This is a genomic window from Sphingopyxis sp. BSNA05, from assembly GCF_013265645.1.
Lineage (GTDB): Bacteria > Pseudomonadota > Alphaproteobacteria > Sphingomonadales > Sphingomonadaceae > Parasphingorhabdus.
In genome coordinates, this window is sequence record NZ_PYIA01000148.1 from 24838 (window position 1) to 49871 (window position 25034).

22 protein-coding genes and 4 pseudogenes are annotated in these 25034 nt (G+C 57.7%); 15 read left to right on the plus strand and 11 right to left on the minus strand.

Translation table 11 applies throughout. From position 1 onward, the window contains the following. Positions 1-137 precede the first annotated feature (137 nt). Positions 138-818, minus strand: coding sequence for a DUF4197 domain-containing protein (locus C8024_RS17635; protein ID WP_173207566.1), 681 nt, complete (start codon positions 816-818; stop codon positions 138-140). Between the two features lie 64 nt (positions 819-882). Between C8024_RS17635 and C8024_RS17640 the strand changes: the two are divergent. From C8024_RS17640 to C8024_RS17655, 4 genes and pseudogenes are all read left to right on the plus strand, one after another. Further along, a pseudogene (locus tag C8024_RS17640) lies at positions 883-3047 on the plus strand (primosomal protein N'). Positions 3048-3121: 74 nt separating this feature from the next. Then, positions 3122-3613, plus strand: coding sequence for a hypothetical protein (locus C8024_RS17645; RefSeq protein ID WP_173207569.1), 492 nt, complete (start codon positions 3122-3124; stop codon positions 3611-3613). Beyond that, complete coding sequence (locus tag C8024_RS17650; RefSeq protein WP_173207571.1) at positions 3525-4637, plus strand: serine protease; 1113 nt, start codon at positions 3525-3527, stop codon at positions 4635-4637. The genes C8024_RS17645 and C8024_RS17650 overlap by 89 nt, the downstream gene beginning before the upstream one ends. An 88-nt stretch (positions 4638-4725) precedes the next feature. Continuing rightward, entirely contained in the window at positions 4726-5469 is a 744-nt protein-coding gene (locus tag C8024_RS17655; RefSeq protein ID WP_173207574.1) for a flavodoxin family protein, read from the plus strand. 83 nt (positions 5470-5552) lie between these two features. Here C8024_RS17655 and C8024_RS17660 read toward each other — a convergent pair whose 3' ends face one another. The 4 genes and pseudogenes from C8024_RS17660 to C8024_RS17675 form a co-directional block, all read right to left on the minus strand. Then, a complete protein-coding gene (locus C8024_RS17660) occupies positions 5553-5879 on the minus strand; it encodes an Hpt domain-containing protein (RefSeq protein WP_173207577.1) in 327 nt (108 codons plus the stop codon). Beyond that, on the minus strand, positions 5876-8719 hold the full coding sequence (locus tag C8024_RS17665) for a PAS domain S-box protein (RefSeq protein ID WP_173207580.1): 2844 nt from the start codon (positions 8717-8719) through the stop codon (positions 5876-5878). Before C8024_RS17665 ends, C8024_RS17660 begins: the two co-directional genes overlap by 4 nt. 471 nt (positions 8720-9190) lie before the next feature. Beyond that, positions 9191-10173: pseudogene (locus C8024_RS17670) on the minus strand (bifunctional transcriptional activator/DNA repair enzyme AdaA). Between the two features lie 38 nt (positions 10174-10211). Further along, complete coding sequence (locus C8024_RS17675; RefSeq protein ID WP_173207583.1) at positions 10212-10685, minus strand: DUF1203 domain-containing protein; 474 nt, start codon at positions 10683-10685, stop codon at positions 10212-10214. A 287-nt stretch (positions 10686-10972) separates the two neighbouring features. On the opposite strand from C8024_RS17675, the gene C8024_RS17680 reads away from it, so the two are divergent. The 7 genes and pseudogenes from C8024_RS17680 to C8024_RS17710 all read left to right on the plus strand — a co-directional run bounded on the left by C8024_RS17680 (position 10973) and on the right by C8024_RS17710 (position 16798). Next, a complete protein-coding gene (locus C8024_RS17680; RefSeq protein ID WP_100094267.1) occupies positions 10973-11527 on the plus strand; it encodes a F0F1 ATP synthase subunit delta in 555 nt (184 codons plus the stop codon). A gap of 12 nt (positions 11528-11539) precedes the next feature. Further along, the gene (atpA, locus tag C8024_RS17685; RefSeq protein ID WP_173207586.1) at positions 11540-13069 is read left to right on the plus strand and encodes a F0F1 ATP synthase subunit alpha; all 1530 of its coding nucleotides are present in this window, start codon (positions 11540-11542) and stop codon (positions 13067-13069) included. A 70-nt stretch (positions 13070-13139) separates the two neighbouring features. Continuing rightward, a complete protein-coding gene (locus tag C8024_RS17690; RefSeq protein WP_173207589.1) occupies positions 13140-14015 on the plus strand; it encodes a F0F1 ATP synthase subunit gamma in 876 nt (291 codons plus the stop codon). Positions 14016-14017: 2 nt separating this feature from the next. Further along, complete coding sequence (locus tag C8024_RS17695; protein ID WP_173207592.1) at positions 14018-14452, plus strand: hypothetical protein; 435 nt, start codon at positions 14018-14020, stop codon at positions 14450-14452. 18 nt (positions 14453-14470) lie between these two features. After that, positions 14471-15915 (plus strand): annotated as a pseudogene (gene atpD, locus C8024_RS17700) (F0F1 ATP synthase subunit beta). Between the two features lie 179 nt (positions 15916-16094). Beyond that, positions 16095-16412 (plus strand): hypothetical protein, encoded by a 318-nt coding sequence (locus tag C8024_RS17705; protein WP_217272290.1) that lies wholly within the window; start codon positions 16095-16097, stop codon positions 16410-16412. 128 nt (positions 16413-16540) lie between these two features. Next, the gene (locus C8024_RS17710) at positions 16541-16798 is read left to right on the plus strand and encodes an ATP synthase F1 subunit epsilon (protein ID WP_173207598.1); all 258 of its coding nucleotides are present in this window, start codon (positions 16541-16543) and stop codon (positions 16796-16798) included. Between the two features lie 22 nt (positions 16799-16820). Here C8024_RS17710 and C8024_RS17715 read toward each other — a convergent pair whose 3' ends face one another. Further along, positions 16821-18197, minus strand: a complete 1377-nt coding sequence (locus tag C8024_RS17715) for a lipopolysaccharide biosynthesis protein (RefSeq protein ID WP_302051653.1) — start codon at positions 18195-18197, stop codon at positions 16821-16823. Between the two features lie 134 nt (positions 18198-18331). Between C8024_RS17715 and C8024_RS22630 the strand changes: the two genes are divergently transcribed. Then, positions 18332-18463 carry a hypothetical protein gene (locus C8024_RS22630; protein ID WP_302051654.1) on the plus strand — a complete coding sequence of 44 codons (132 nt, stop codon included), beginning with the start codon at positions 18332-18334 and terminating at the stop codon, positions 18461-18463. An 11-nt stretch (positions 18464-18474) separates the two neighbouring features. Beyond that, positions 18475-19344, plus strand: coding sequence for a hypothetical protein (locus tag C8024_RS17720; RefSeq protein ID WP_173207604.1), 870 nt, complete (start codon positions 18475-18477; stop codon positions 19342-19344). 83 nt (positions 19345-19427) lie between these two features. Here the strand turns inward: C8024_RS17720 and C8024_RS17725 are convergent, their stop codons facing one another. Then, positions 19428-20123, minus strand: a complete 696-nt coding sequence (locus C8024_RS17725) for a DMT family transporter (protein WP_367947420.1) — start codon at positions 20121-20123, stop codon at positions 19428-19430. A gap of 36 nt (positions 20124-20159) precedes the next feature. Between C8024_RS17725 and C8024_RS17730 the strand changes: the two genes are divergently transcribed. Together C8024_RS17730 and C8024_RS17735 are read left to right on the plus strand one after the other, a co-directional pair. Then, positions 20160-20444, plus strand: a complete 285-nt coding sequence (locus tag C8024_RS17730; RefSeq protein ID WP_173207611.1) for a hypothetical protein — start codon at positions 20160-20162, stop codon at positions 20442-20444. A gap of 75 nt (positions 20445-20519) precedes the next feature. Next, entirely contained in the window at positions 20520-22049 is a 1530-nt protein-coding gene (locus C8024_RS17735) for a CpaF family protein (protein ID WP_100094258.1), read from the plus strand. 8 nt (positions 22050-22057) lie between these two features. On the opposite strand, the gene C8024_RS17740 is transcribed toward C8024_RS17735, so the two are convergent. The 4 genes and pseudogenes from C8024_RS17740 to C8024_RS17755 all read right to left on the minus strand — a co-directional run bounded on the left by C8024_RS17740 (position 22058) and on the right by C8024_RS17755 (position 25030). Beyond that, a complete protein-coding gene (locus C8024_RS17740) occupies positions 22058-22255 on the minus strand; it encodes a hypothetical protein (RefSeq protein WP_100094257.1) in 198 nt (65 codons plus the stop codon). 6 nt (positions 22256-22261) lie between these two features. Beyond that, the gene (gene mmsB / locus C8024_RS17745; RefSeq protein WP_367947422.1) at positions 22262-23146 is read right to left on the minus strand and encodes a 3-hydroxyisobutyrate dehydrogenase; all 885 of its coding nucleotides are present in this window, start codon (positions 23144-23146) and stop codon (positions 22262-22264) included. Positions 23147-23208: 62 nt separating this feature from the next. Next, the gene (locus C8024_RS17750; RefSeq protein ID WP_173207617.1) at positions 23209-23991 is read right to left on the minus strand and encodes an enoyl-CoA hydratase-related protein; all 783 of its coding nucleotides are present in this window, start codon (positions 23989-23991) and stop codon (positions 23209-23211) included. Beyond that, positions 23988-25030, minus strand: a pseudogene (locus tag C8024_RS17755) (enoyl-CoA hydratase/isomerase family protein). Before C8024_RS17755 ends, C8024_RS17750 begins: the two are co-directional and overlap by 4 nt. Positions 25031-25034 lie beyond the last annotated feature (4 nt).

Here is a 25034-nt window from a genome sequence, read left to right on the forward strand (position 1 = left end):
GGTCTGGCTCCAGAATACAGGAATAGGCTCTATTGCCGTTTGCCTATCCGCTTTCCACAGGTCGGGGAACTGTTGCCCCCTTCTGTCCGGCAAAAAGCTGTGGATAGATTGGGGGAAGATCGCGGGATAAATCGGTACTAAAAGGCTTTGCCGACACCCAGGACCGCCATCAGTAGCGGATCGTTGGTGGCCCGCGGATTGGCGCGTATGGCCTCCTCCTGCGCGCCGATCGAACGATAGATGGCATCGCTGACCTTGTCGGTCACGTCCCGGCTGATGCTGGAAAAATCGACATTGGTGGCTTGCGAGAGCACCAGATTGATAATCTCGTTGTCGAACAGTCTCAGCCCGCTGCCGATGCCGGGCAGCATCCGCTCGACGAGCGTGTTTCCCAATTGCCCCTGCAGCAGGCTGGTGGCCGCGCGCGGCCCGCCGTTGATGATTGCGGCCGCGTCGGCGATACTCATATTGCGGATGGTTTCCGCGACGATCGGAGCGGCCAGTTCGGCGCCCTTTTCGGCCGCGCGATTGACCTGCATCAGCAAGCGATCCTGGATCGGCTTGGACCGCAGCAGAGCCGTGGCGATGCTTGTTGCCCGCGAACCACCCAGGGAATCGGGTACCGAAATCCGCGCCACCTGGCTGTCGAAGAAACCGTTCGGCTCCATCAGTTCGGCAAAAGCATTCTGCGACGACAGGGTCAGCAGCCGCTTGACAGCTTCGGTCAGGCTCAGGCCCGGCACGCTGGAACAGCCGGGAAGCGCCAGCAATCCGGCGGCAGCGCCAAAGCCCAGAACCGATCTACGATGATAGTCCATTATACTCTCCTATATTCGTCAAAGCGGGAATGACGGATGATGATAAGCTGCCTATAGCATGAATATGAATCGCGTTCGTGTACTCCTGCTTAATGCTGCTCTCGGCCCGCTCGATTATCGCGTGCCCGACGGCATGCGGGTCGAGCCGGGTTCGATCGTGATGGCGCCGCTGGGTCCGCGCAAATTGCCGGGAGTGGTGTGGGAGGCGGACAGCTTTCCGGTAGAGGAAATCGACCCGAAGAAATTGCGCCCGCTGCTCGAGGTCCGCGATGTACCGCCGCTGCGCGCGCCGCTGCGGCGGCTGATCGAATGGACCGCCGCTTATTATTTCGCCTCGCCGGCATCGGTGCTGCGCATGGTCCTGTCGAGCGGCGCTGCCTTTGCCGACAATCGCCCGATCAGCGAATATCGCCTGAACGGCACTATGCCCGACCGGATAACGCCGCAACGGCAGCAGGCGCTGGAAAAGCTTGAAGGCGTCCAGGGTACGATCAGCGAGCTGGCCAACAAGGCCGGCGTATCGATCGCGGTGATCCGGGGACTGGAAAAGCTGGGCATATTCGACCGGGAGGAAGTCTCTCCCTTCGCCACCAGCGCTAAGCCTTTGCCCGATTTCGACACGGTGGATCTCAGCGAGGACCAAAAGGACGTCAGCAATATATTGATCGAGGCAGTGCGCGCCTCTGCGTTCAAACCCTATCTGCTCGACGGCGTCACTGGTTCGGGCAAGACCGAAGTCTATTTCGAGGCGGTCGCCGAAGCCTTGCGGCAAGACAAGCAAGTGCTGGTGCTGCTACCGGAAATCGCGCTGACCGAGCCGTTTCTCAACCGTTTCGAGGCGCGCTTCGGCGCTGAACCGCTGGCCTGGCACAGCGGCATGAAACAGTCGGAACGCAAGCGGAACTGGCGGGCGCTGGCCGAGGGCAATGCGAAAGTGATCGTCGGCGCTCGCTCCGCCCTGTTCCTGCCTTATGCCAATCTCGGCCTGATCATTGTCGACGAAGCGCACGAGACCAGCTTCAAACAGGAAGACGGCGTCCGCTATCACGCCCGCGATGTCGCGGTCATGCGCGGGCTGTACGAGCAGATCCCGGTGATATTGGCCTCGGCCACGCCGGCGATCGAGACCCGCCATCAGGTCGAGCAGGGCAATTATGAACTGCTCGAACTGCCGGCGCGGTTCGGCGGCGCGACGATGCCGGATATCGAGGCCTTGGACCTGACCGAGGACGTACCACCGCGCGGCAACTGGCTGGCCCCGACGCTGGTCAACGCGCTGGAGGAAAATCTCGAGCGCGGCGAGCAATCGCTGTTATTCCTCAATCGTCGCGGTTTTGCGCCGCTGACCCTGTGCCGCACCTGTGGCCACCGCATCGCCTGCCCCAATTGCACCGCCTGGATGGTCGAGCATCGCCTGACCCGCCGCCTCGCCTGCCATCACTGCGGCCATGTCATGCCGATCCCGGAAAATGTCCGGAATGCGGCGACGAAGACAGTCTGGTCGCCTGCGGACCCGGCGTCGAGCGGATTTGCGACGAGGTCAAAATGCTGTTCCCGCAGGCGCGGACCGCGATTGTCACCTCGGACACGATCTGGTCGCCGCAGAAGGCCGCTGACTTCGTCAACCAGATGGAGGCAGGCGCGATCGATATCGTCGTCGGCACCCAGCTGGTGACCAAGGGCTATCATTTTCCCAATCTGACTTTGGTCGGCGTGGTCGATGCGGATATCGGGCTGGAAGGCGGCGACCTGCGCGCCGCCGAGCGGAGTTTCCAGCAGATCGCCCAGGTCGCGGGACGGGCCGGACGGGCGGAAAAGCCGGGCCGTGTCTATGTCCAGACCCGCATGCCGAATGCGCCCGTGATCCAGGCGCTGATCGAGAATGACCGGGAGGGATTTTATGCCGCCGAAATTGAAGCGCGGCGGCAGGCGCTGGCCCCGCCCTTCGCCCGCTGGGCCGCGATCATCGTCTCGTCCGAGGACAATAGCGAGGCGATGGAAACCGCCCGCCTGATCGGCCAGACCGCGCCCAAGCTCGACGGATTTTCTGTCTTCGGCCCTGCCCCCGCTCCGCTGGCGATGCTGCGCGGCCGGCACCGGCACCGTCTGCTGGTCCATGCGCTGCGGTCGGTCGACCTGCAGAATATCATGCGCGAATGGCTGGAACAGCTGGAATGGCCGCGCGCGGTGCGGGTCGGGGTGGATGTTGATCCCTATAGTTTTGTTTGATCCTTGATGCCGCGCAGGCTCGCTTACGCTCGCAACCACCCCAACTACTCCTTTGAAAAGGAGGGGCGACTGAAGTGCAAAAGTCCTTTGAATGTTGCACCTATTTGAAGCATGAACCAATCCATGATAAAAAACTGACACTCCTGCTCTCCATCCTTACCGCCACGCTGCTCACCGGCCCTGCGCAGGCCGATCCGGCCGATATCAGCGCTGCCAGCCGATCGGTGGTCCGCGTGGTGCTGGCGGCGAAAGACGGCAGCAAGGTCGCCTTTGTCGGCCATGGTAGCGGTTTCGCGGTGGCACCGGACAAGATCGTGACCAACGCCCATGTCGTCGAGATTGCGCGGCAGGAAAGCTCGGTCGTCATCGGTATCATTCCCTCGCAGGGGGGACCAGCTATGGCGGAAAAATCATCGCTTATTCGCCCGGCAATGATCTGGCCTGATCCAGGTGCTGGATGGCGGGCGCTTACCGCCGATGACGATTTTCGGCGGACCGGTTGCCGACGGCGCGGATGTGGTGGCGATCGGCTATCCTGGCTCGGTCGACCGCGCCCAGGGGCTTGACCTGGACGATCTGATCAACCCGATGTCGCCGGTCAAGACCACGGGTACCGTGTCCGGTGGCCGGACGACAAAGCAATTCGACACGATCCTGCATACCGCGCCGATTGCGTCCGGCAACAGTGGCGGGCCGCTGATTGACAATTGTGGCCGGGTGCTTGGGGTTAACAGCTTCGGTTCGATCAGCGAGGGCAATGACGCGGAATTCGGTTTTGCCGTTTCGGCGCGCGAAATCCTGAGCTTCCTGCGCCAGACCAATGTCAAGGCTGGCTCCACCGCAACGCCCTGCCGCTCTGCCGCCGAGATCAGCGAGCGGGAACGCCAGCGCGAGGCGGCCGCCCGCGCGCAGGTGGCTGCGGCCAAGGCGGCAGAGGCCGAAAAGCGCGAACGGGAAGAGGCCCAATTGCGCACCGGCATCACCCAGGACATTATCGCCGAACGGGAAAACAGGATCGCGCTAGCGGCACTGATGCTGGCGCTTTCGCTGCTTGCTGCCGGCGGTGCGGGGATCCTGCTATTACAGGGCAAGCGCAACCCGGGCATCGCCACAGCGGGGGGAGCGGCGGTCCTGTTGCTTGGTGCCGTCATCATATTCCTGGCGCGCCCGGACTTCAGCGAAATCGATGATCGCGTCGCCGAAGCGATGCAGGAGAATGCTGCCGATAAGGAACCGCAGCAGCCCGGCATCGCGACAGCAGGCAAATATCAATGCACGATCAATCCGCAGCGCAGCCGGATCACCGTATCTCAGGAGAATGAGCTGCTCTTCGACTGGGCAGACGGAGGCTGCGTCAACAGTCGCACCCAATATGGCCGCGACGGCGCCAAATGGTCCCGTATCTTCGTTCCCAATGAAGAGCAGACGGTAACGATCAGCAGCTTCCAGCCGGATCGCAGCGAATTTACCGAGGAACGCTATCTGATGGGACTGGACGCAATGACCAGGCGCGGGCGATCAGGGCAGAATATGGCAACAGGGCCTGCACCACCGACGTCAAGGCCTTGGCCGATATCGAGGATATGGTGAAGGCGATCAGGGCCGAATTGCCGATGCAGGCGAACGAGCGGCTGGTGTACGAGTGCAGGAAAGCCGACTAGCGCGAGAGGGATTAGCCATGAGCAGCGATAGCGACAACATCAAAAAGCCCGATTATTCAGGCATGAAGGCCGTTTTCATCAATTGCACTTTGACACCGTCACCGGCGTTCAGCCACACGGAATGCCTGATGGATGTCGTCCGCAAGATCATGGAAGATGCAGGCGTATCGGTTCAGACTTTCCGCAGTGTTGATCATGATATTGCTCCGGGCGTCTACCCGGACATGACGGAGCACGGTTTCGCGACGGATGAATGGCCCACAATCTCGAAAAAAGTGATGGAAGCCGAGATTCTGGTCATCGGCACGCCGATCTGGCTGGGGGACGTATCCTCGGAATGTCGCAAGATCATCGAGCGGCTCTACGCCCATTCCGGCGAAACCAACGACAAGGGGCAATATATCTTTTACGGAAAGGCTGGCGGCGTTGTGGTCACCGGCAATGAAGACGGTGTCAAACATTGCGCCATGAGCACGCTCTATTCGCTCGGCCATATCGGCTATATGATACCGCCCCAGGCCGATGCCGGCTGGATCGGACCGATCGGTCCCGGCCCTTCTTATGGCGACGAGAAAGAGGATGGCTCCCGCGTCGGTTTCGACAGCGATTTCACTCAGCGCAACGCGACATTTCTGGCCTGGAACCTGATGCACACGGCCCATATGCTAAAACAGGCCGGCGGCATTCCGGATTATGGCAATTCGCGCGAAGCCTGGGATGACGGTAGGCGCTATAACCACCCCAATCCCGAATATCGCTGACCGCGGCTCGGGCGCAACCTGGTCCCGGGCTTCGGGGACGCGCAGGACAAGCCGCCCCGGAGCATTCAAAACCGTTATGACGTTCAGGCCTGCCTGGCCCGTGGTTCGTTGTGCTGATACCGATAGGCCAGCAGATCCTCGGCTATCGACATCAGCACTTCGACCGGTTTTTCCTGCTTGATGGCGTCTTCCAGCTGCTTTGCCACGCTCGCCATTTCTTTCTCGCCGAACGATCCCGCGGATCCGGCAAGCTTGTGCAGCATGATGGCGATGTCATCGCTTTGCGCCTGCGGCCAGTCGCCGATCGTGGCCATGCCGACCGTGAGCCTATCCAGAGTCTCGGTCCGGAATTTTGCATATTTCGGGCGCAGCAGGGCAATGGTCGGGTCTTCCGCCACCACTTCGATCACCGGATCCGGTTTTTCGAACTTGGATCAAAATACCAGTCACACACGGCCTTGTAGAGATCGTTGAACTGGATCGGTTTGGAGACATGGTCCTGCATGCCGGCTGCCTTGCAGGCATCGCGGTCTTCGGAAAAGGCATTGGCGGTCAGCGCAACGATCGGAAGCTGTTCTGCGGTGATACCGGCCTGGCGAATTCGCCGGGTGCTTTCGATCCCGTCCATGATCGGCATCTGCATATCCATCAGAACAAGACCGAAATCCGATGCGGCTCCTTCGTTTCTCGTGAGGGTTTCCAGCGCTTGCGAACCATTGTCGACCGATATCACGGTACAGCCCATACGCTCGAGCATTGCGGTTGCAAGCATCCGGTTGATCTCGTGATCCTCGACCAGCAATATGGTGCGGTTGACGGCGGGTAATGTCGTCAGCCTGTCGTCTTCTTTGGCACGTTTGGTGGCATCTCCGCGAGGATCGACGCATTCGTTGAGAGGTATCTCGATACAGAAGGTCGAGCCGGAACCGGGTTTGCTCTCCAGACTGATATTGCCCCCCATCATCTGGACCAGCTTGCGGGAAATGGCCAGACCAAGCCCCGTGCCGCCGTAGGAACGGTCCGTATCATGCTCAGCCTGCACAAATTCGTCGAATATTGATTGCTGCCGCTCTTCGGCAATCCCGATGCCGGTGTCGATCACGCTAATTCTGAACGTGCCATTGTCATCACCCGACAATTCGGCCTTGACGGTTACCGATCCTGAATCGGTAAATTTGATGGCGTTGCCGATCAAATTGGTCAGAATCTGGCGGAGCCGCAGCTTGTCATGCTCGATGAATTTCGGCAGATCGTCGGCATAGTCCAGTTTTAGAGCAAGCCGGTGATTACCCGCCGCCGTCAGCATCATGTTGCACGTACTCTTGAGCAAATGCGCCAGTTCGAAGGGTTCCGGCGACAATATCAGCAGTCCGGCGTCGATCTTGGAAATATCCAGAATATCGTTCAGCAATGCCATCATGATCTTGCCGGATTCCTCGATCAGCGCGACATATCCGGCCTGTTGTTCGTCCAGATCCGATTGGCTGAGCATTTCCGCAAAACCGAGAACCCCGTTCATCGGCGTGCGGATTTCATGGCTCATATTGGCTAGAAACGATGCCTTGGCTTCGGTGGCCGCTTCGGCAATATCGCGCGCTTCCCGCAATTCGCTCTGCCGCTGGCGCAATTCTGTAATCGCCTTGCGCTGTTCGGTTATCTCCACGATGACACCGACATAGCCGATGATATTATTATCCATGTCGAATTCCGCCTGGTTGACGGTGCGGACCCAGATTTCCTCGCCATCCTTGGTCGTGTGACAGGCTTCCCGCTCGCATTTATCGCCCGGCTTTTCGAAGCCGGTGAAGGCCTCGTCCATCTCGTGGGATGTCTTGTCGGTCAGCGCCCGCATCCATCCGTCGCCCTTGACCTCTTCCTCGGTCAGACCAACCCGTTCGCGCCAGGCCTTGCTTACATAATAAACCTTGCCCTCGGCGTCGGCCTGGAAAAAGCCGACCGGAGCGGACTCGGCGAGCCTGCGGAACCGCTCTTCGCTCTTTTTCAGCGCGTGGGAAGCCGCACGGGCATCGGTTATATCGCGAATATTGCCGGTCGCTCCGTCAAAATGCCCTTTCTCGTCGCGGACCGCTTCGAGAAACACCTCGACCTGCCGCTCCTTGCCGTCAGCACGAATGAAGGTCTGGTTCAACGTGAGCGTGTTCAATTCCCCGCTGGCCAGCCTGAGATATTCGATTTCGGCCTTTTGCAGGGAATCCTTGGTCAATAATTTCGTTACAGGCCAGCCGAGCGTTTCCTTGACAGAATAACCGGTGATCGTCTCCCATGCCGGGTTCAGCAACAGCCAGCGGCCCAGCTTGTCAGTCCGGAAGACAATGTCCCGCATATTGTCGAAAATCGACTGGGTCTGGTCACGACTGAGCCGCAATTCGCGCTGCAACATGATTTGCGCTTCCAATATGCTGGCGACCGGCAGCGAACTTGCCAGCGTGAACAAAAGGAAGACCTGCACGACGAATATATTGTCGTGAAGATTGCCATCAATCAGCTGGGCCGGGCCGGAACCGTTGTAGGTCCCTATGATCGCAACGATCGCGACAACCACGACGGACAGCGAAGCGCCGACAATGCCCTTGCGGACGGCCGCAACCAGCACGAACAGCGTCACCATGAACAGGAACGGGTAGGATGACTGGCTGAAAACCAGAACCGTCAGCAGGCTGCCTGTCCCGAAAATGGCGAGATATTCGAGATCCATCTTTCTGTTCCATTGATGGATGCCGTTGTGATTGCCGAGTATGATCGAGAAAATCGGGGCGAATATCCACATGCCGAGGCTGTGCGCTGTCATCCAGTCTAGCCATCCTAGCAGCGAGACATTTTCTCCGGACAGGGAGAACAGGAGCATAACAATCCCGCCGGCGATCAGCGGTGCGACAAGCCCGCCAAGAACCGCAAACCAGATCAGGCTGCCGAAATTGACGAAATTGGGATTGGGCCCGCATTTTCGGCGGACCAGATAGATCGCAATGGCGACTTCAATCCCGTTGACAACAGCCATCGACGACGCCTTCGGCCAGCTATCACCGGTGGCGATCGAGACGGCGCATCCCATGGCGACGCATGAAAGAATATGCGGGACGGAAATACCGCCCTTATAGCGCAAAAGGGCGGCAACCAGAAAACCGTTGGAGATCCACAATGCCGAAAAGTCGGATTCTCCGCGGCTCAACATGATCCCGGCGACGGAAAGGAGGCCATAGGCCGCCGTAATTCCAGCGAAGATGGACATGCGCCTGGCTAAAGAAGCTGGCAAAGTGTCTTGATTATTCATCTGGTCACCGATCTATTCTTAGTAGAAACAGGCTTTGCAAAGGAAAAGCCGCTCCACTCCCAATTCTCAGAACGATAATGACCGGAATAACGGTCCAACGTCTTGAATGCTGCAACTGCCCATCAAACTGCCATTCCTTCGTCATTTTTCGGCTGACTGGCTCAAACCGTTGGTCCGCTGATATTAGGTCATCTGGATTTGGTTACGGCAAACGCGATAATAATTAAGGCCAATAGGCCAGAACTGATTTACCCATATAGATTCATTCGCCCCTGTTCCGGAAACGCTTCGGACTGAGATATGCGTTCATCAGTTGTTGCAGAAAATCCGCCGCCGGCAGGCCATGGCGCTCGCAGATGCACGCCGGAAGACCGGAAGTCTGCCGCACCAGATCATATCGGATTTTGATACAGTCCGGTGCCGGAATCCTCAGTCGCGCTCTTTTTCCAGCAGCATTTTCTTGATTTCCAGCCCGTAGGCATAGCCGCCCATCGTGCCGTCGCTGCGCACCACCCGGTGGCAGGGGATCAGGACGGCGACATGGTTTGCGCCATTGGCGCTGCCCACAGCGCGCACCGCTTTCGGCTTGCCGATAGCAGCCGCGATATCGGCGTAGCTGCGGGTTTCGCCTTCGGGTATCTTGCGCAATTCCTGCCAGACCGCTTCCTGAAAGGCGGTGCCCTGAACGTCGAGCGGAATATTATGCGGGCGACCGGGCGTTTCGACCTGCGCCACCACCTGCTCGAACAAGGCTGCGAACGCGGCACCGCCCTGCTGCAAGTCCGCTTTCGGAAACCGTTTGCGCAATGCATCCTCGTCCTCGTTAAAAGACAGGCAGCAGACGCCCTTGTCGGTCGCGGCCACCATCATCGCGCCGAGCGAGGTGTCGATGACGGACCAGTGCACCGTCACCCCTGCCCCGCCATTTTCCAGACGCCCGGTTTCATGCCCATTTTGCGTTCCTCGTAAAATCGCGAAGCCGAGCCATAACCGGCATCGTAAATCGCATCGGTTACCGTTGCACCGCCGTCCAGCGCATGTTTGACCCGCTCGGACCGCAAGGCCCGTGCGTAAGCGGCGGGCGACAATCCGGTTTCGCGTTTGAAAATCCGCTGGAGATGGGTCGGCGAATAGCCTGTCAGGTTCGCCAGTTCGTCCAGCCTGGGCGCGGTTTCCGCAGCGCGAATGGCATCGATCACCAGCTTGACTGCGGCTTCGTCCCTGGCAATATCATTGGGACGGCATCTCAGGCAGGCCCTGAGCCCCGCCGCCTCTGCCTGCTCCGCTCTGGCAAAGAAGCGCACATTTTCCCGTTTGGGATGGCGGGCGGCGCAGGAGGGACGGCAATAGATGCCGGTACTCAGCACGCCGGTGACGAATTTTCCGTCGAAACTGCGATCGCGGGCCTGCATCGCCGCCCACGCCCGGGCATCATCCACAATTTTCTGGTTCACGATTCAAACCTCTCCACCCGCGCGACGAAACATCCATGGGCTGCGTTATGCACGTCTATATAGGCAAGCTCGTCCAGTTCAAACAGCTGACGGATCGCGCGGTCCGCCTCGCCGGGCAATGCGAGGCTGGCGGTTTTCAGCATCGCATCCGTGCCGAAAGCGCGCATGCCCAATGTGCGGCCTGCGAAAACCGGAGGAATACTGTCGGTGTATCGCGCCGCCGCCGTCAGCCCCGTTCTGGCAAATATAGCATAGGAACTCCGATAAGGAGAATCGACATCATGGGATATGTGGTGGAACAGGATCAGTTCTTCGCCCACTTCGGCGTCTTCCAGAGATATGCGGCAGGGAAAGCCCGGCTTGCTGGTCGCCGTCATTCGGACCGCACCCAGCGCCGAAAGCTTTTCCGCGCTTGCCTCTGCAAAGGGTCTGGCAATATCCGGGTTCAATCCGGTCATCTGACAGGTCATGGAAATACTCCCGTTCTTGCTATCGGTCCGAATTTAAATCACCCTGCCCCATGCGGCTTCCCGTATCTTGCGTTCAAAGCCAAATATTATGCGCGCAACAATGAAAGTCGCAAAAACTGCCGGTTCGGCTTTCCGCGAAAATGATTCCCAAAGCCGTCTTGCCTCGCAGCAAAATGGTTGCTAGACGCCGCGCATCCGTGGGCGGAATCGCAGGATTTCCGGCCAGAAAGCGGACCATTTCATGAACGGTTTTCAGACCATATAAACGGTCAGGGAGTAGCAAACGCGTGGATCAATCCAGCGGCATCAGAGCGAGTTTAGCGGGGCGTTACGCCACTGCTCTGTTCGCTCTCGCACAAGAAACGAATAGCATCGACGCGGTGCAGGCCAGCCTCAACACGTTGAGCGAAGCCCTCGCCGAATCGGACGACCTGAAGGAACTGACGAAAAGTCCGGTCCTGTCGCGTGACGATGCCAGCAAGGCAATCGCTGCAATCGCGAAGAGCCTCGGCCTCGACAAGCTGACGACCAATGTACTTGGCGTGCTGGCTGCCAATCGCCGGCTGGACCAGATCCCCGCCGTCATTCGCGCCTTTTCGACGCTGGCTTCTGGCTATCGCGGCGAAATTACCGCCGAAGTGACCTCGGCCCATCCGCTGGATGACAAACAGATTGATGCGCTCAAGGCGCAGCTCAAGAAACGTGTGGGAAGCGATGTTAGCGTTTCCACCGCCGTCGATCCGTCCATTTTGGGCGGTCTGGTCGTTAAGATCGGCAGCCAGATGATCGACAGCTCGATTAAAACCCGTTTGAACACCCTATCGCAGGCCATGAAGGGCTAAAGGAAGATACACATGGATATTCGCGCCGCAGAAATTTCAAAGGTCATCAAGGACCAGATCGCCAATTTTGGCAATGAAGCCCAGGTCTCCGAAGTCGGAACCGTGCTTGCCGTCGGTGACGGTATTGCCCGTATTCACGGCCTCGACCAGGTGCAAGCCGGTGAGATGGTTGAATTCTCGAACGGTATTCAGGGCATGGCGCTGAACCTCGAAGCGGACAATGTCGGCGTCGTGATCTTCGGCTCTGACGCTGAAATCAAAGAAGGCGACGTGGTCAAGCGGACCGGCACCATTGTGGACGTTCCGATCGGCAAGGAATTGCTGGGTCGCGTCGTTGACGGCCTCGGCAACCCGATTGACGGCAAGGGCCCGATCAAAACCACCCAGCGTAGCCGTGTGGAAGTCAAGGCGCCGGGCATCATCCCGCGTAAATCGGTTCACGAACCCGTTCAGACCGGCCTGAAAGCGCTCGACGCTCTCGTTCCTGTTGGCCGTGGCCAGCGCGAGCTGATCATCGGTGACCGTCAGACCGGCAAGACCGCCGTCGCCATCGACACGTTCATCAACCAGAAGACGGTCAATGCCGGTGATGACGAAAGCAAGAAGCTCTACTGCATCTACGTAGCTGTCGGCCAGAAGCGCTCGACCGTCGCACAGATCGTCAAGAGCCTCGAAGAAAATGGCGCGATGGAATATTCGATCGTGGTTGCTGCAACCGCGTCCGAGCCTGCACCGCTGCAGTATCTCGCACCTTATACCGGTGTGACGATGGGCGAATATTTCCGCGATAACGGAATGCACGCCTGTATCGTGTATGACGATCTGTCCAAACAGGCTGTGGCCTATCGCCAGATGTCCCTGTTGCTGCGTCGTCCTCCAGGACGTGAAGCCTATCCTGGTGACGTTTTCTATCTGCACAGCCGTTTGCTCGAACGTGCCGCGAAGATGAACGAAGACAATGGTTCGGGTTCTTTGACCGCATTGCCGATCATCGAAACCCAGGCTGGTGACGTTTCGGCCTATATTCCGACCAACGTGATTTCGATCACCGACGGCCAGATCTTCCTCGAAACCGACCTGTTCAACCAGGGCATCCGTCCCGCAATTAACGTGGGTCTGTCGGTTTCCCGTGTGGGTTCCGCTGCACAGACGAAGGCGATGAAAAAGGTTTCGGGTTCGATCAAGCTCGATCTTGCACAATATCGCGAAATGGCGGCCTTTGCGCAGTTCGGTTCGGACCTCGACGCATCGACGCAGAAATTGCTCGCTCGTGGTGAACGCCTGACCCAGCTTCTGAAACAGGCGCAATTCTCGCCGCTTCCTTTTGAAGAGCAGACCGCGTCGATCTATGCCGGTACCAACGGGCATCTTGATACCGTCGCAGTTGACGATGTTGTGCGCTACGAAGAAGCCATGCTGGCCCATTTGCGCAGCGAACATGCCGACATTTTGAAAACCATCCGTGAAAGCGGTGACTTGGCGGATGACACCAAGGCTGCGCTCGAAGCGGCTCTGGCGGCATTCGGCAAGACATTTGCCTGATCGCTCCTGTTGCCAAAACAGAAGTGATGGGATGCCGGAGCTGTCCGGCAGGACGAATTAAGGAGCCAATATGGCTAGTTTGAAAGAACTGAAAGATCGTATCGCGTCGGTGAAATCGACGCAGAAGATCACCAAGGCCAAGAAGATGGTGGCTGCTGCCAAATTGCGCCGTGCGCAAATGGCAGCCGAAGCCGCGCGTCCCTATGCCGAGCAAATGGAAAAGGTGATGGGGGGTCTCGCCTCCAAGGTTTCGATCGACGAAAATTCGTCGAAACTGCTGGCGGGCACCGGCAAGCTGGACACCCATTTGCTGGTGGTCGCGACCTCGGATCGTGGTCTTTGCGGTGCCTTCAACGCCAATATCGTCAAGGAAGCGCGCCTGACGGCGGAGCGTCTGATCGGCGAAGGCCGTACAGTGCTTTTCTACATGGTCGGCCGCAAGGGCATTCCGATCATCAAGCGCTTCTATCCCGGCCAGATTCTGAAGCATTTCGACACGTCCAATGTCAAAGCGCCCGGCTTTGAAGAAGCCAAGGCTATTGCCGAGGACCTTACGACGCTGGTCGAAGAAGGCAAATTTGACGTCGCCCACCTGTTCTACGGCAAGTTCAGGTCCGCACTGGTACAGGAACCGACGGTCCAGCAGATCATTCCGATCGCGGTTGCCGAAGGTACAGTGGCCGAAACCAGCGGCGCGGTCGAATATGAACCGGACGAGGAGGAAATTCTCGCCGAATTGCTGCCACGCAATCTGACCACCCAGATTTTCGGCGCTTTGCTGGAAAATAACGCGTCGGAACAGGGTGCGTCGATGACCGCCATGGACAATGCGACCCGCAACGCCGGCGACCTGATCGACAACCTCACGATTATTTACAACCGTAGCCGTCAGGCCGCGATTACCACCGAATTGATTGAAATCATCGCTGGCGCTGAAGCGCTATAGTAGTGATTGATCTCAAGCATCGAATTCCGATGATCGGATTGATGCTCTGTTTGACTATTGCTTGCGATAGAAAGGAAGAACAAGATTATTCAGACGAAATAGGCCAAACTATCAAAGTCGCAAACGCATTGCCGACAAGTCGTAGTGAATTAGACTATGATTTTTCGAATGATGCGGTCAACGGAGAAAGTTGCGCATGCTCGGTTGATGGATGCTCGGAACCGTCCCATCGGACATTTTACGAGAAAGACAATGTTAGCTGTGAGATAGTGGATGCAGACCAAAAGATTGCCCAATGTTCTTTCAGAGAACGAACTGTTGGGAGCGATGATAGCATTGAAGAGACTTTTGGGCCTTGGGAAAAACGGATAATTTTGGCTAAGAATTACAACGGAAAACTTTGGTGCACAGTGAAGCATCTTGAAAATTTGAATTAAGGCAAGAAGGTAAGCAAAATGGCAAAAACCAAGAATATAGGCCGCATTTCACAGGTCATCGGCGCAGTCGTCGACGTCACCTTTGATACGGAAATCCCGGCAATTCTCTCGGCTCTGGAAACCGATAATAACGGCAACCGGCTGGTGCTCGAGGTTGCACAGCATCTCGGCGAGAACACCGTTCGTACCATCGCCATGGATGCGACCGAAGGTCTGACCCGCGGTCAGGAAGTAACAGCCACTGGTTCGCAGATCCAGATGCCTGTTGGACCTGAAACGCTCGGCCGAATCATGAACGTGATCGGCGAGCCAATCGACGAACGCGGCCCGATCGGCAACAAGACCACGGCTCCAATTCACGCGGAAGCCCCTGCTTTCGTCGACCAGTCGACCGAGAATGAAATTCTGGTCACCGGCATCAAGGTTGTCGATCTGCTCGCACCTTATGCAAAGGGCGGCAAGATCGGCCTGTTCGGCGGCGCGGCGTGGGCAAGACCGTGCTTATTCAGGAACTGATCAACAACATCGCAAAAGGCCATGGCGGTACATCCGTTTTCGCCGGTGTTGGTGAACGTACCCGTGAAGGTAACGATCTCTATCACGAATTTCTCGACGCTGGCGTTATCGCCAAGGATGCCGACGGCAATCCAAAGTCGGAAGGCTCGAAAGTGGCGCTGGTCTTCGGCCAGATGAACGAGCCTCCAGGAGCGCGTGCCCGTGTGGCTCTCTCCGGCCTGACCCAGGCGGAATATTTCCGTGACGTCGAAGGCCAGGACGTTCTGTTCTTCATCGACAACATCTTCCGCTTCACCCAGGCCGGTTCGGAAGTGTCCGCACTTCTCGGCCGTATTCCTTCGGCTGTGGGCTATCAGCCTACCCTGTCGACCGACATGGGTGCATTGCAGGAACGTATTACCTCCACCAACAAGGGCTCGATCACATCGGTTCAGGCCATTTATGTTCCTGCCGACGATTTGACCGACCCTGCACCGGCAACATCCTTTGCCCACCTCGACGCAACCACCGTTTTGAACCGTGCGATTTCGGAGCTGGGCATCTACCCGGCTGTTGATCCGCTCGACTCCACCTCGCGTGTTCTGGAGCCACGCGTTGTAGGCCAGGAACATTATGATACGGCCCGTGCTGTCCAGGAAACGCTGCAGAAATATAAATCCCTGCAGGACATCATCGCCATTCTCGGCATGGACGAGCTTTCCGAAGAAGATAAGCTGGTCGTTCAACGCGCCCGTAAGATCCAGAAGTTCCTGTCGCAGCCGTTCCACGTTGCGGAAGTCTTCACCGGCATCCCGGGCAAGTTCGTTGATCTCGAAGACACGATCAAATCGTTCAAGGCAGTTGTCGACGGCGAATATGATCATCTTCCGGAAAACGCCTTCTACATGGTCGGCGGCATCGAAGAAGCGATCGAAAAAGGCAAGAAAATGGCTGCTGAAGCTGCTTGATTGTGGGAAGGTTAGTTAGATCATTTGTTGCTCTTATTGGCCTGTTCAGCTGCACCTCTGTGGTAGCCCAAATCGCTCCCGGCGTGAGGCATCCTGACAACCTTGCAGAAGGTGTTTTGATGTCTCAACTTATGGGGTGTATTGGAGCCGCTTCGGGAAGACCGACCGAAGGATTGAACATGCCGTTCAATCCGGAACTGACTGGTATTGCGGAGCACAAAGCTTTGCCCGCCGATTTGTCGTCTTTAGCCGGAGAGATGTCTGAGCAAAGTAGGTATTTAGCTTTGGATACGCCGGAAGGACAAGTTTGGCTCGCGTACGATAAGGTCGCAAGAAAATGTGTCGTGACAGCGATCGCTCCATCTCCCGAAGATGTGCGGACGTCATTGATGCAATTGTACGAAGGCCCAAAAAGCCCTTGGCAGCAGGGAGAACCCGAAACTCCTGATGGTGATCCGTTTTATTTTGGGATGTTAGAGCCAGCCCTCAATTGTTGATGCCTGCAGTTCATCTTGAGACTAAAATAAGCACATCAGAAGAAGTGAATTCACAGATTCTGATCGTTACTGAAGCTTCAGACCCAATACCCAAGTGACAAACGAAATTTAAGTTATCGGAAATTAAAATGGCAGATCTACATTTCGAACTCGTAACCCCAGAGAAACTCGTCCGGTCGGAAGATGTATTCATGGTGGTTGTGCCCGGTACCGAGGGTGATTTCGGCGTATTGGCCGATCATGCCCCCGTCATGTCGACGGTCCGTGATGCCGACCTGCTCGTCTACGCCAGCGAAGGCGCTACGCCGGAAACGATTTCCGTGCAGGGCGGCTTTGCCCAGGTTGACGAGAAGGGCCTGACGGTTCTGGCCGAAGCGGTCAGCTGAACGAATATCCTGTCACCCGCTATCAGTCGGAATAGCGGGTGAACATCCACAATGCCAGATTGGCCAACAGGCTATATGCCAATATCGCATAGGCCGCGCCAAGACCGCCCTGCCCCGGTATCAGAACTGCCATCAGGCTCAGCAAAACCGTCACAGCACCTGTACGGATCCAGAGAATGGCCTTCGGGCGGCCAGCGGCCATCAGATTGGGTTCGAAATTGACGCCCCATAGCTCGACCGCGGCGGCCAAAGACAATACCAGCAATATCGGATAGGCGGGCAGGAACGCTTCCCCGGCAATTAGCTGCAACGCCGGCTTGCCGAGAAAAACGGCGATTATCACCAGTAATATTGAACCAATGGCGGATATGCGGCTGGTCTGCGCGAACAGCGTTTTGCGGGCATCACCGCCCTCGTGCGAGTCCACCGCACTCAGTTCGGCATAAACGGCCCGGCCGAGCATATCGGCGAGCCGCGCGACCGCGTCTTTCAGCTGATAGGCCAACCGGAACAGACCGGCAGCAGCAGGACCGACAAAGAAGCCGACGACCAGCAAGGGCACCTGCTGGGCGATGGACCTGACGGTCGTGCCGAGATTGGTGATCCAGAGAAAGCTGAAGAATTGCGAGAAGCTTTTCGGTATCGCAACGATTTCGGAAAGGCGGAGACCGGTAAAACGGACGGGCGTGACCAGCCGGACCGTAACCCAATAAGCCACACAGGTAAGAATTTCCGCCGCTGCCCAGGCAATCAGGAAGCCCTTGATATCGGGCGAGAAAGTCCAGGCCAGCAGGGCGCCGCCAAATCGCGCCAGTGGCGTCATGGCAGCGGCCAGTGCGCCGTCCCGGAAACGGTCGAACAGGCGCAATATTCCGATTGCCGAGGACCGTACGCTAAGCAGGCTGACTATCGCGAACAGGATCGCCATGCCAATCATGTCATCCTGCCAGCCGAACTGGTCCGCGAATATCAATATCAAACCCGTAACCAGCAAAATGCCGAGCAGAGCGGAACCGATATCCAGCAACAGACAGAATGCGGCAAGCCGGTTGACGTCGCCATCTGCCTTACCGGCCTGCAGCTGACTGCCGAAACGGATGACCAGTTGCCAGCTTTCAAAGGAAACAAAGGCTGAAGCCACCTGCGCCGTCACCAGGATCAGCGTGAAATATCCGAACCCGGCCGGTTCGAGCAGCCGCGTGGCCAATGCCAGATAGAACAGGCTGAGAACTGCCCCGAAGCCCTTTCCGGCCAGCAACCAGCCAAGATTCCTAACAACGCGGCTAAGCGAACTGTTGGACTCGAAAAAAGATCGAACCCCGATAATAATCTTGTTATTCAACAGTACACCTGCAATCCGACCAACAGAAAATCTTGTCCGGCGAAACCCGCCGGACATAATGGACCCATTTCTATGAAAATTGCCTTCCTGTTCATTGCAGAAGCGTATCAAACTTATCACGCTACACCATAGCTCTGGCGCTTGCCAAGCGAGGGGGATGCGATGTCGTCGCCTATTATAATGACCCGACCGTGCCGGAGCATCTGGAGCGGATAGCCGCTGCAAATGGCGTTGCCCCGGTGCCGGCGAAGCGCCTGAAACGGGGTTTCCTGGGCTGGCTTATCCAGTCGATCCGGATCCTCGGCATGGCAAAAACCAGGTGATGCGCGCGAATATGCGGGAGCTCCTGTCCTATGACGTCATCGTCTCGGTTGAAAATACGGTCGCCTGGCTTGCCAAGAGGCGCAAATCGGACCGTCCGCTTTTCGTATTCAAGAGCCATGGCGCGGGCGACCGGGACGTCGCCTGGCATCCCCGCATCGCGGAGTTCGACCTGCTGCTACCGCACGGTACCAAGACGGCGGAGAGATATGTCGAACAGGGACTGGGCCAGCCCGCCGCGATCAGAACGACCGGCTATCTGAAAACCGACGTCACGGAACGGCTGCGCGAGGGCCAACAGGCCCTGTTCGATACCGCCCGGCCGACCGTCATCTACAATCCGCACAAGGACCGGAAACAGTCTTCCTGGCGGCAGGCGATCGAACCCATGCTGGACCAGTTCGCCGGTCAGGATATCTTTAATCTGATTGTGGCGCCGCACGTGAAAATGTTCCGCAGGCGGTCTGCCAGTGCCCGGCAGCGATGGGAAAACCGCAGCACGGATTCAATACTCATCGACACCTGCTCCGACCGGCTGCTTGATAACAGCTATACGGTCGCAGCTGATATCTACATCGGGGATGTCAGCAGTCAGGTCTATGAATTTACCGCCCGGCCCAGACCATGTGTATTCCTCAATTTCAACAAGATCGACTGGCGCGACAACCCCAATTACCTGTTCTGGCAAATGGGAGAGGTCATCGAGGACCCGGCCGAGATATTCGCCGCCGTGGCGCGCGCGCGCGATCTTCACCCCCAATATATCGAGATCCAGAAGAAACTGACCAGCGACGCACTGGGCGATGATATCCGGGACGGAGCCGAATATGCGGCAGACGCGATTGTGGACTATTATCGACACGGCAGGACGCTGCGCGACTAGAGAAACACGGTCACGAACCGCAGACTGCCCCGGCTAAGCCGAAAACTGACCGGCGCGATTTCTCGCCGGATCATGCCATTCGCCTAGGCTTCCAGCACCGTTGTCGCTTTCCGGGAACTGCGCCAGAGCAGCAAGCCGCTGAATATTATCAGCAAGCCCCCGAACATCGCGGTCCGGTCAATCGGATCATCAAAGACAAAGACACTGATGGCTGTCGCGATCAGCAGCTGGATATAGACGATCGGCGCAATCGCCGCCGCGGTCGTTCGCATCGTTGCCATGAACAGCAGAAAATGGCAGCCCGTCGCCGTCAGGGCAACCAACAGGCAGCGCAGGACCACATCCCAGTCCGGTGGACCCGGGACGGCCATGACGGGAACCAGCCAGTGGCCAAGCAGCGAAGCGAGAATCAGGAAAATCGCTGCCCAGAAAGCGATATAAAACTGCGCCGCGAATATCGACCGCTGGGTCGATACCATGCGGTTGAGGATCAGCATCGTCGACATGGCGAAGGCGGAAATCAGCGGCAATATGGCCACCCAGCCGAAGGCGGCCACATTGGGACGGAGCATGATCAGCACCCCGGCAAAAGCAACGATCGTTGCAACCCAAGTCCGGGGCGGCATTTTCTCTTTAAGGAACCAGCCGGAGAATAATGCGGTAAGGATCGGATTGACGAAGGATATCGCCACCGCATCAGCCAGCGGCATGATATAGATGGCGGAAAAAAGCTGATCGTTCCGACAAATAGCGCAAATCCGCGCGCGACATGGAGCCACGGCCGGTTGACCTGAAAGCCGCGTCGGCCTTCGCGCATGAACAATATCACCGCCAGTGCCATCGCGCCAATTGAGAAGCGAAGCGCCGCTACGGCCGGCGCGGGCCAATCACCGGCCATCGACTTGATCAGCGCATCGCCGATCGGGAAACCGGCAAAGGCCACCAGCGCGAGCGTGATGCCCCCTGCTGCAGCCGTCCGTTCGCGAGAATGGTCAGCAGTCAAAATTTCGTTCCTTGCCCATATGGACGGCTTAGCCGCTGCTCTGCGCGGCACAAGTCACAAAATTGCAGGAGCAATCATCACGCTGCAATCATACTAATTTACCAGTTTATTAACCATTTTCGGGGAAAGAGGGCCTTGATCGTGTGACATTAGACATATCGGACAGAACAGAATGAGCGCATTTGGCAAGAAAAATGGACTGGGTGGCGGGAAACCGTCCTTTGGCGTAGCGAAGCCAATGACCGGCGGCGGCAAGAAAACCGCCGATTCTGAAAATCGCGACGACAATCTGGGTGGCAACCAGTTTCCGCCGCTCGAATCTGTACCCCTGATCGACGAAGAAACGCCATCCTCGCCTCCTTCTTCACAAAGCGAAGCGATGGCCCGACTGTCCGAACGGTCCCAACCTCTGGCTGAAGATACAGACAAGGAAGAGGGCTTCGGCGCCTCGGTCCACAAGATCAAGGAACAGGTGCTCCCGCGCCTGCTCGAGCGCGTCGACCCGGAAGCCGCCGCGACCCTGAACAAGGAAGAACTGACCGAAGAATTCCGCCCGATCATCATGGAAGTGCTGACCGAGCTCAAGCTGACACTGAACCGGCGTGAACAATTTGCGCTGGAAAAAGTGCTGGTCGACGAGCTGCTCGGCTTTGGTCCGCTGGAAGAGCTGCTGAGCAATCCGGATATTTCCGATATCATGGTCAATGGTCCGGAACAGACCTATATCGAAATCAAGGGCAAGCTGGAAATCGCACCGATCCAGTTTCGTGACGAGGAACATCTGTTCCAGATCGCCCAGCGGATCGTCAACCAGGTCGGCCGCCGAGTCGACCAGACCACACCGCTTGCCGATGCCCGTCTGAAGGACGGCTCACGTGTGAACGTGATCGTACCGCCGCTGAGCCTCAAGGGCACCGCGATCTCGATTCGTAAATTCTCCGAAAAGCCGATCACGCTCGACATGATGAAGGGCTTCGGATCGATGTCCGACGACATGTGCACGGCGCTGAAAATTGCCGGGGCATGCCGTTTCAACGTCGTTATCTCGGGCGGTACCGGGTCGGGTAAGACGACGATGCTCAACGCCATGTCGAAGATGATCGATCCCGGCGAGCGCGTGCTGACGATCGAGGATGCCGCCGAGCTTCGCCTGCAGCAGCCACACTGGCTGCCGCTGGAAACCCGTCCGCCGAACCTTGAAGGCGAAGGCGCGATCACCATCGGCGATCTCGTCAAGAACGCCCTGCGTATGCGGCCCGACCGGATCATCCTTGGTGAGATTCGTGGCGCGGAATGTTTCGACCTTCTGGCCGCCATGAACACCGGCCATGATGGCTCCATGTGTACGCTTCACGCCAACAGCCCGCGCGAATGTCTCGGCCGTATGGAGAACATGATCCTGATGGGCGACATCAAGATCCCGAAGGAAGCCATCTCTCGCCAGATAGCTGAATCCGTCGATCTGATCGTGCAGGTGAAGCGTCTCCGCGACGGTTCACGCCGCACCACCAATATCACCGAGGTGATCGGGATGGAGGGCGATGTTATCGTCACCCAGGAATTGTTCAAATATCAGTATATCGACGAGGATGCCGACGGAAAGATCATCGGTGAATATCAGTCTGCCGGTCTGCGCCCCTACACGCTCGATAAAGCACGGCAATATGGCTTTGATCAACCGCTGCTGGAAGCCTGCCTCTAGTCAGCCGCTCACTCGGTCGAGAGTATTCCCAGTCCGAAGGCAATCGAGATGCCGAAGGTCAGCAACGCCAGAGCGGTGATGGTTGACCACGGCATGAAGCCGACATCTTCAATATCACGACGATTGCTGCGCCGCCGGTTGCCGATCTCCGAGATCAGGGCAACCGTACCCGACAGCCCGCAGATCATCATCCACAGCGGCGGCATATATGCTTAGCCTTTGTCTATCATATTGATGATGCCCGAGAAATCCTTACCACCCTGCCCCTGTTCCTCGGCATATTTCTCGTAGAGTTTCGCGGCTTCTGCGCCCATTGGCACATCCGCGCCGGCGCTTTGTGCCGCTTCCATCGCCAGACGCAAATCCTTGAGCATCAGCGCAGCCGCGAAGCCACCTTCATAGCCATTGTCGGCCGGGCTCTGCGGTCCAACGCCAGGTACCGGGCAATAGCTGGTCATCGACCAGTTTTGACCCGAAGCCTTGGAAGAAATATCATAGAAATTCTGCAGATCGAGGCCGAGCTTCTCAGCCATCTTGAACGTCTCGCAGGTCGCGATCATCGACGCGCCGAGCAACATATTGTTGCAGATTTTCGCCGCCTGCCCCGCACCATTGCCGCCGGCGTGGATCACCGCCTTGCCCATATCGGACAGGATCGGTTCGGCCCGCTTGAAGCCTTCGTCGCTGCCGCCGACCATGAAGGTCAGCGTGCCGCCATTGGCCGCTGCGATCCCGCCGGACACCGGAGCGTCCACGGGCACAAGGCCTTTGGCTTCCGCCATCGTGGCAACGTCCCGCGCGCTGTCGACGTCGATGGTGGAGCAATCGATCACCAAGGTGCCGGGATTGGCGTTGATGATGATTTCATATTCATAGACTTTGCGGACATGGGTGCCGGCCGGGAGCATGGTCACAACGGCTTCCATATTCTGGACTGCTAGTGCGGCGTCGCTCACCGGATGGCAGCCAGCCTCGCCGGCCCTTGCAAGCGCTTCGCCGGACAGATCAAAGGCATGGACCTCATGCCCCGCTTTTGCGAGATTGGCAGCCATGCCGCCACCCATATTGCCAAGGCCGATAAATCCGATTTTCATTATAGTCTCCAGTAGTATTCAGCGATGAAAAGTCACCAAGCCGTGCGAAGTAGAAACCGCTATTTCTAGCGCCCCTTCCATTGGCCTTCACGCTTCTCGATGAAAGCAGCCATGCCCTCTGTCTTGTCCTCGGTGGCGGTCAGGATCTGGAACAGGCGGCGCTCGTGGACCAGACCCTGCTCAAGATTATTCTCGAACGCCGCATTGACCATTTCCTTGTTCACCTGAATCGCCATTGGCGGCATCGAGGCAATGATCGCAGCGGATTTGAGCGCCTCGTCGAGCAATTCGTCATGCGGCACAACGCGGGCCACCAGACCGGAGCGCTCGGCTTCCTCGGCGTCCATCATCCGGCCGGTCAGGCACATGTCCATCGATTTCGCTTTGCCGACCGCGCGGGTCAGACGCTGGGAGCCACCCATTCCGGGAGCCACGCCGAGCTTGATTTCCGGCTGGCCGAATTTCGCCTTGTCGCTGGCAATGATGATATCCGCCATCATCGCCAGTTCACAGCCACCACCCAGAGCGAAACCGTTGACCGCGGCGATCCACGGCTTGCGGGTCGCTTTTACGATATGGCTGGTCCATTTGGCGAAGAAATCCTCCAGATAGAAATCGGCCGCGGACTTGTCGTACATTTCCTTGATGTCGGCACCGGCGGCAAAAGCCTTGTCGCCCGAACCGGTCAGGACGGCGCAATTTTGCGTCTCGTCGGCCTGAAACGCGGCAAAAGCGTCGATCAGTTCGTCCAGCACCTGGCTGTTCAGCGCATTCAGCGACTTGGGACGATTGAGCGTGATCAGGGTGACGGCACCCTTTTTCTCGGTAAGAATTGTTTCGTAAGTCATAGGGGCTTCCATTCTTCATTGGCAGGCAGGGCGCGAAAATCGCATCAATCCACTCGTCGGTCACTTCCTCTGGCGTCGCCGGATCCCATTTCGGATCATTGTCCTTGTCGACAATCAAGGCTCGCACGCCTTCAAGGAAATCATGCATCACCAGCACATGATAGCCGATGCGATATTCGTTGCGCATTTCGTCGGCAAAGCTGTCCATCGCCGCGCCTTCCCTGAGCTGGCGCAGGGCCACCTTGCAGGTCTGCGGGCTTTTGGTGCCCAGCGTGTCCCGTTCCTTGGCCGCCCATTCGCTGTCATCGGTTTCCAGCGCCGCCAAAATGTCCTCAAACCGGTCGGAGGCGAAGAACTTGTCGATCTTGTCGAGATTTTTGGCGATCCGAGCTTCGGGAATATTGCCCGACAGCTGCCCCAATATACCCTCGATCCGGTCCGGCTTTTCGGAAATCCGCTGCTTGGCCTCTTCCAGCACGTCCGATTCCAGATAATGGGTCGCGAGACCGATTTCCTTGCACTCGGCACCGTCAAGCCGCGCGCCGGTGAGCGCGAGGAACTGGCCCAGCCGTCCGACGAGCCGCGACAGATACCAGCCGCCACCGACATCGGGGAACAGTCCGATACCTGTTTCCGGCATGGCAAAGCGCGTATATTCGGTCGCTACGCGATATTTCGCCGGTTGCGAGATGCCGACACCGCCACCCATGGTGATGCCGTTCATGAAGGCGACAATCGGCTTGGGATATTCGAACATCAGATGGTTGAGCTGATATTCCTTGTAGAAAAATTCCCGCCCTTCCTTGCCGTCCTTCATACCGGACGCGCGCAGCATGGCGATGTCGCCGCCGGCGCAGAAGCCCCGACCCTCGCTATGGTCGATGATCACCGCTTCGACTTCATCATCGTCGCGCCATGCCTGCAGCGCGTCGATCATCCCGAGACACATGTCGAGATTGAGCGAATGGATCACTTTGGGCCGGTTCAGGCTGATATGGCCAACCCGCCCGGTTTTCTTGATAATCAGATCTTCTGTCATATTA

Coding starts and splice junctions, on each gene's coding strand:
- C8024_RS17635 (WP_173207566.1), bottom strand. CDS start 818: ATGGACTATCATCGTAGATCGGTTCTGGGCTTTGGCGCTGCCGCCGGA.
- C8024_RS17650 (WP_173207571.1), top strand. CDS start 3,525: ATGACGATTTTCGGCGGACCGGTTGCCGACGGCGCGGATGTGGTGGCG.
- C8024_RS17655 (WP_173207574.1), top strand. CDS start 4,726: ATGAGCAGCGATAGCGACAACATCAAAAAGCCCGATTATTCAGGCATG.
- C8024_RS17665 (WP_173207580.1), bottom strand. CDS start 8,719: ATGTCCATCTTCGCTGGAATTACGGCGGCCTATGGCCTCCTTTCCGTC.
- C8024_RS17675 (WP_173207583.1), bottom strand. CDS start 10,685: ATGACCTGTCAGATGACCGGATTGAACCCGGATATTGCCAGACCCTTT.
- atpA (WP_173207586.1), top strand. CDS start 11,540: ATGGATATTCGCGCCGCAGAAATTTCAAAGGTCATCAAGGACCAGATC.
- C8024_RS17690 (WP_173207589.1), top strand. CDS start 13,140: ATGGCTAGTTTGAAAGAACTGAAAGATCGTATCGCGTCGGTGAAATCG.
- C8024_RS17705 (WP_217272290.1), top strand. CDS start 16,095: ATGCCGTTCAATCCGGAACTGACTGGTATTGCGGAGCACAAAGCTTTG.
- C8024_RS17710 (WP_173207598.1), top strand. CDS start 16,541: ATGGCAGATCTACATTTCGAACTCGTAACCCCAGAGAAACTCGTCCGG.
- C8024_RS17715 (WP_302051653.1), bottom strand. CDS start 18,197: ATGTCCGGCGGGTTTCGCCGGACAAGATTTTCTGTTGGTCGGATTGCA.
- C8024_RS17720 (WP_173207604.1), top strand. CDS start 18,475: ATGCGGGAGCTCCTGTCCTATGACGTCATCGTCTCGGTTGAAAATACG.
- C8024_RS17730 (WP_173207611.1), top strand. CDS start 20,160: ATGAACAATATCACCGCCAGTGCCATCGCGCCAATTGAGAAGCGAAGC.
- C8024_RS17735 (WP_100094258.1), top strand. CDS start 20,520: ATGAGCGCATTTGGCAAGAAAAATGGACTGGGTGGCGGGAAACCGTCC.
- C8024_RS17740 (WP_100094257.1), bottom strand. CDS start 22,255: ATGCCGCCGCTGTGGATGATGATCTGCGGGCTGTCGGGTACGGTTGCC.
- C8024_RS17750 (WP_173207617.1), bottom strand. CDS start 23,991: ATGACTTACGAAACAATTCTTACCGAGAAAAAGGGTGCCGTCACCCTG.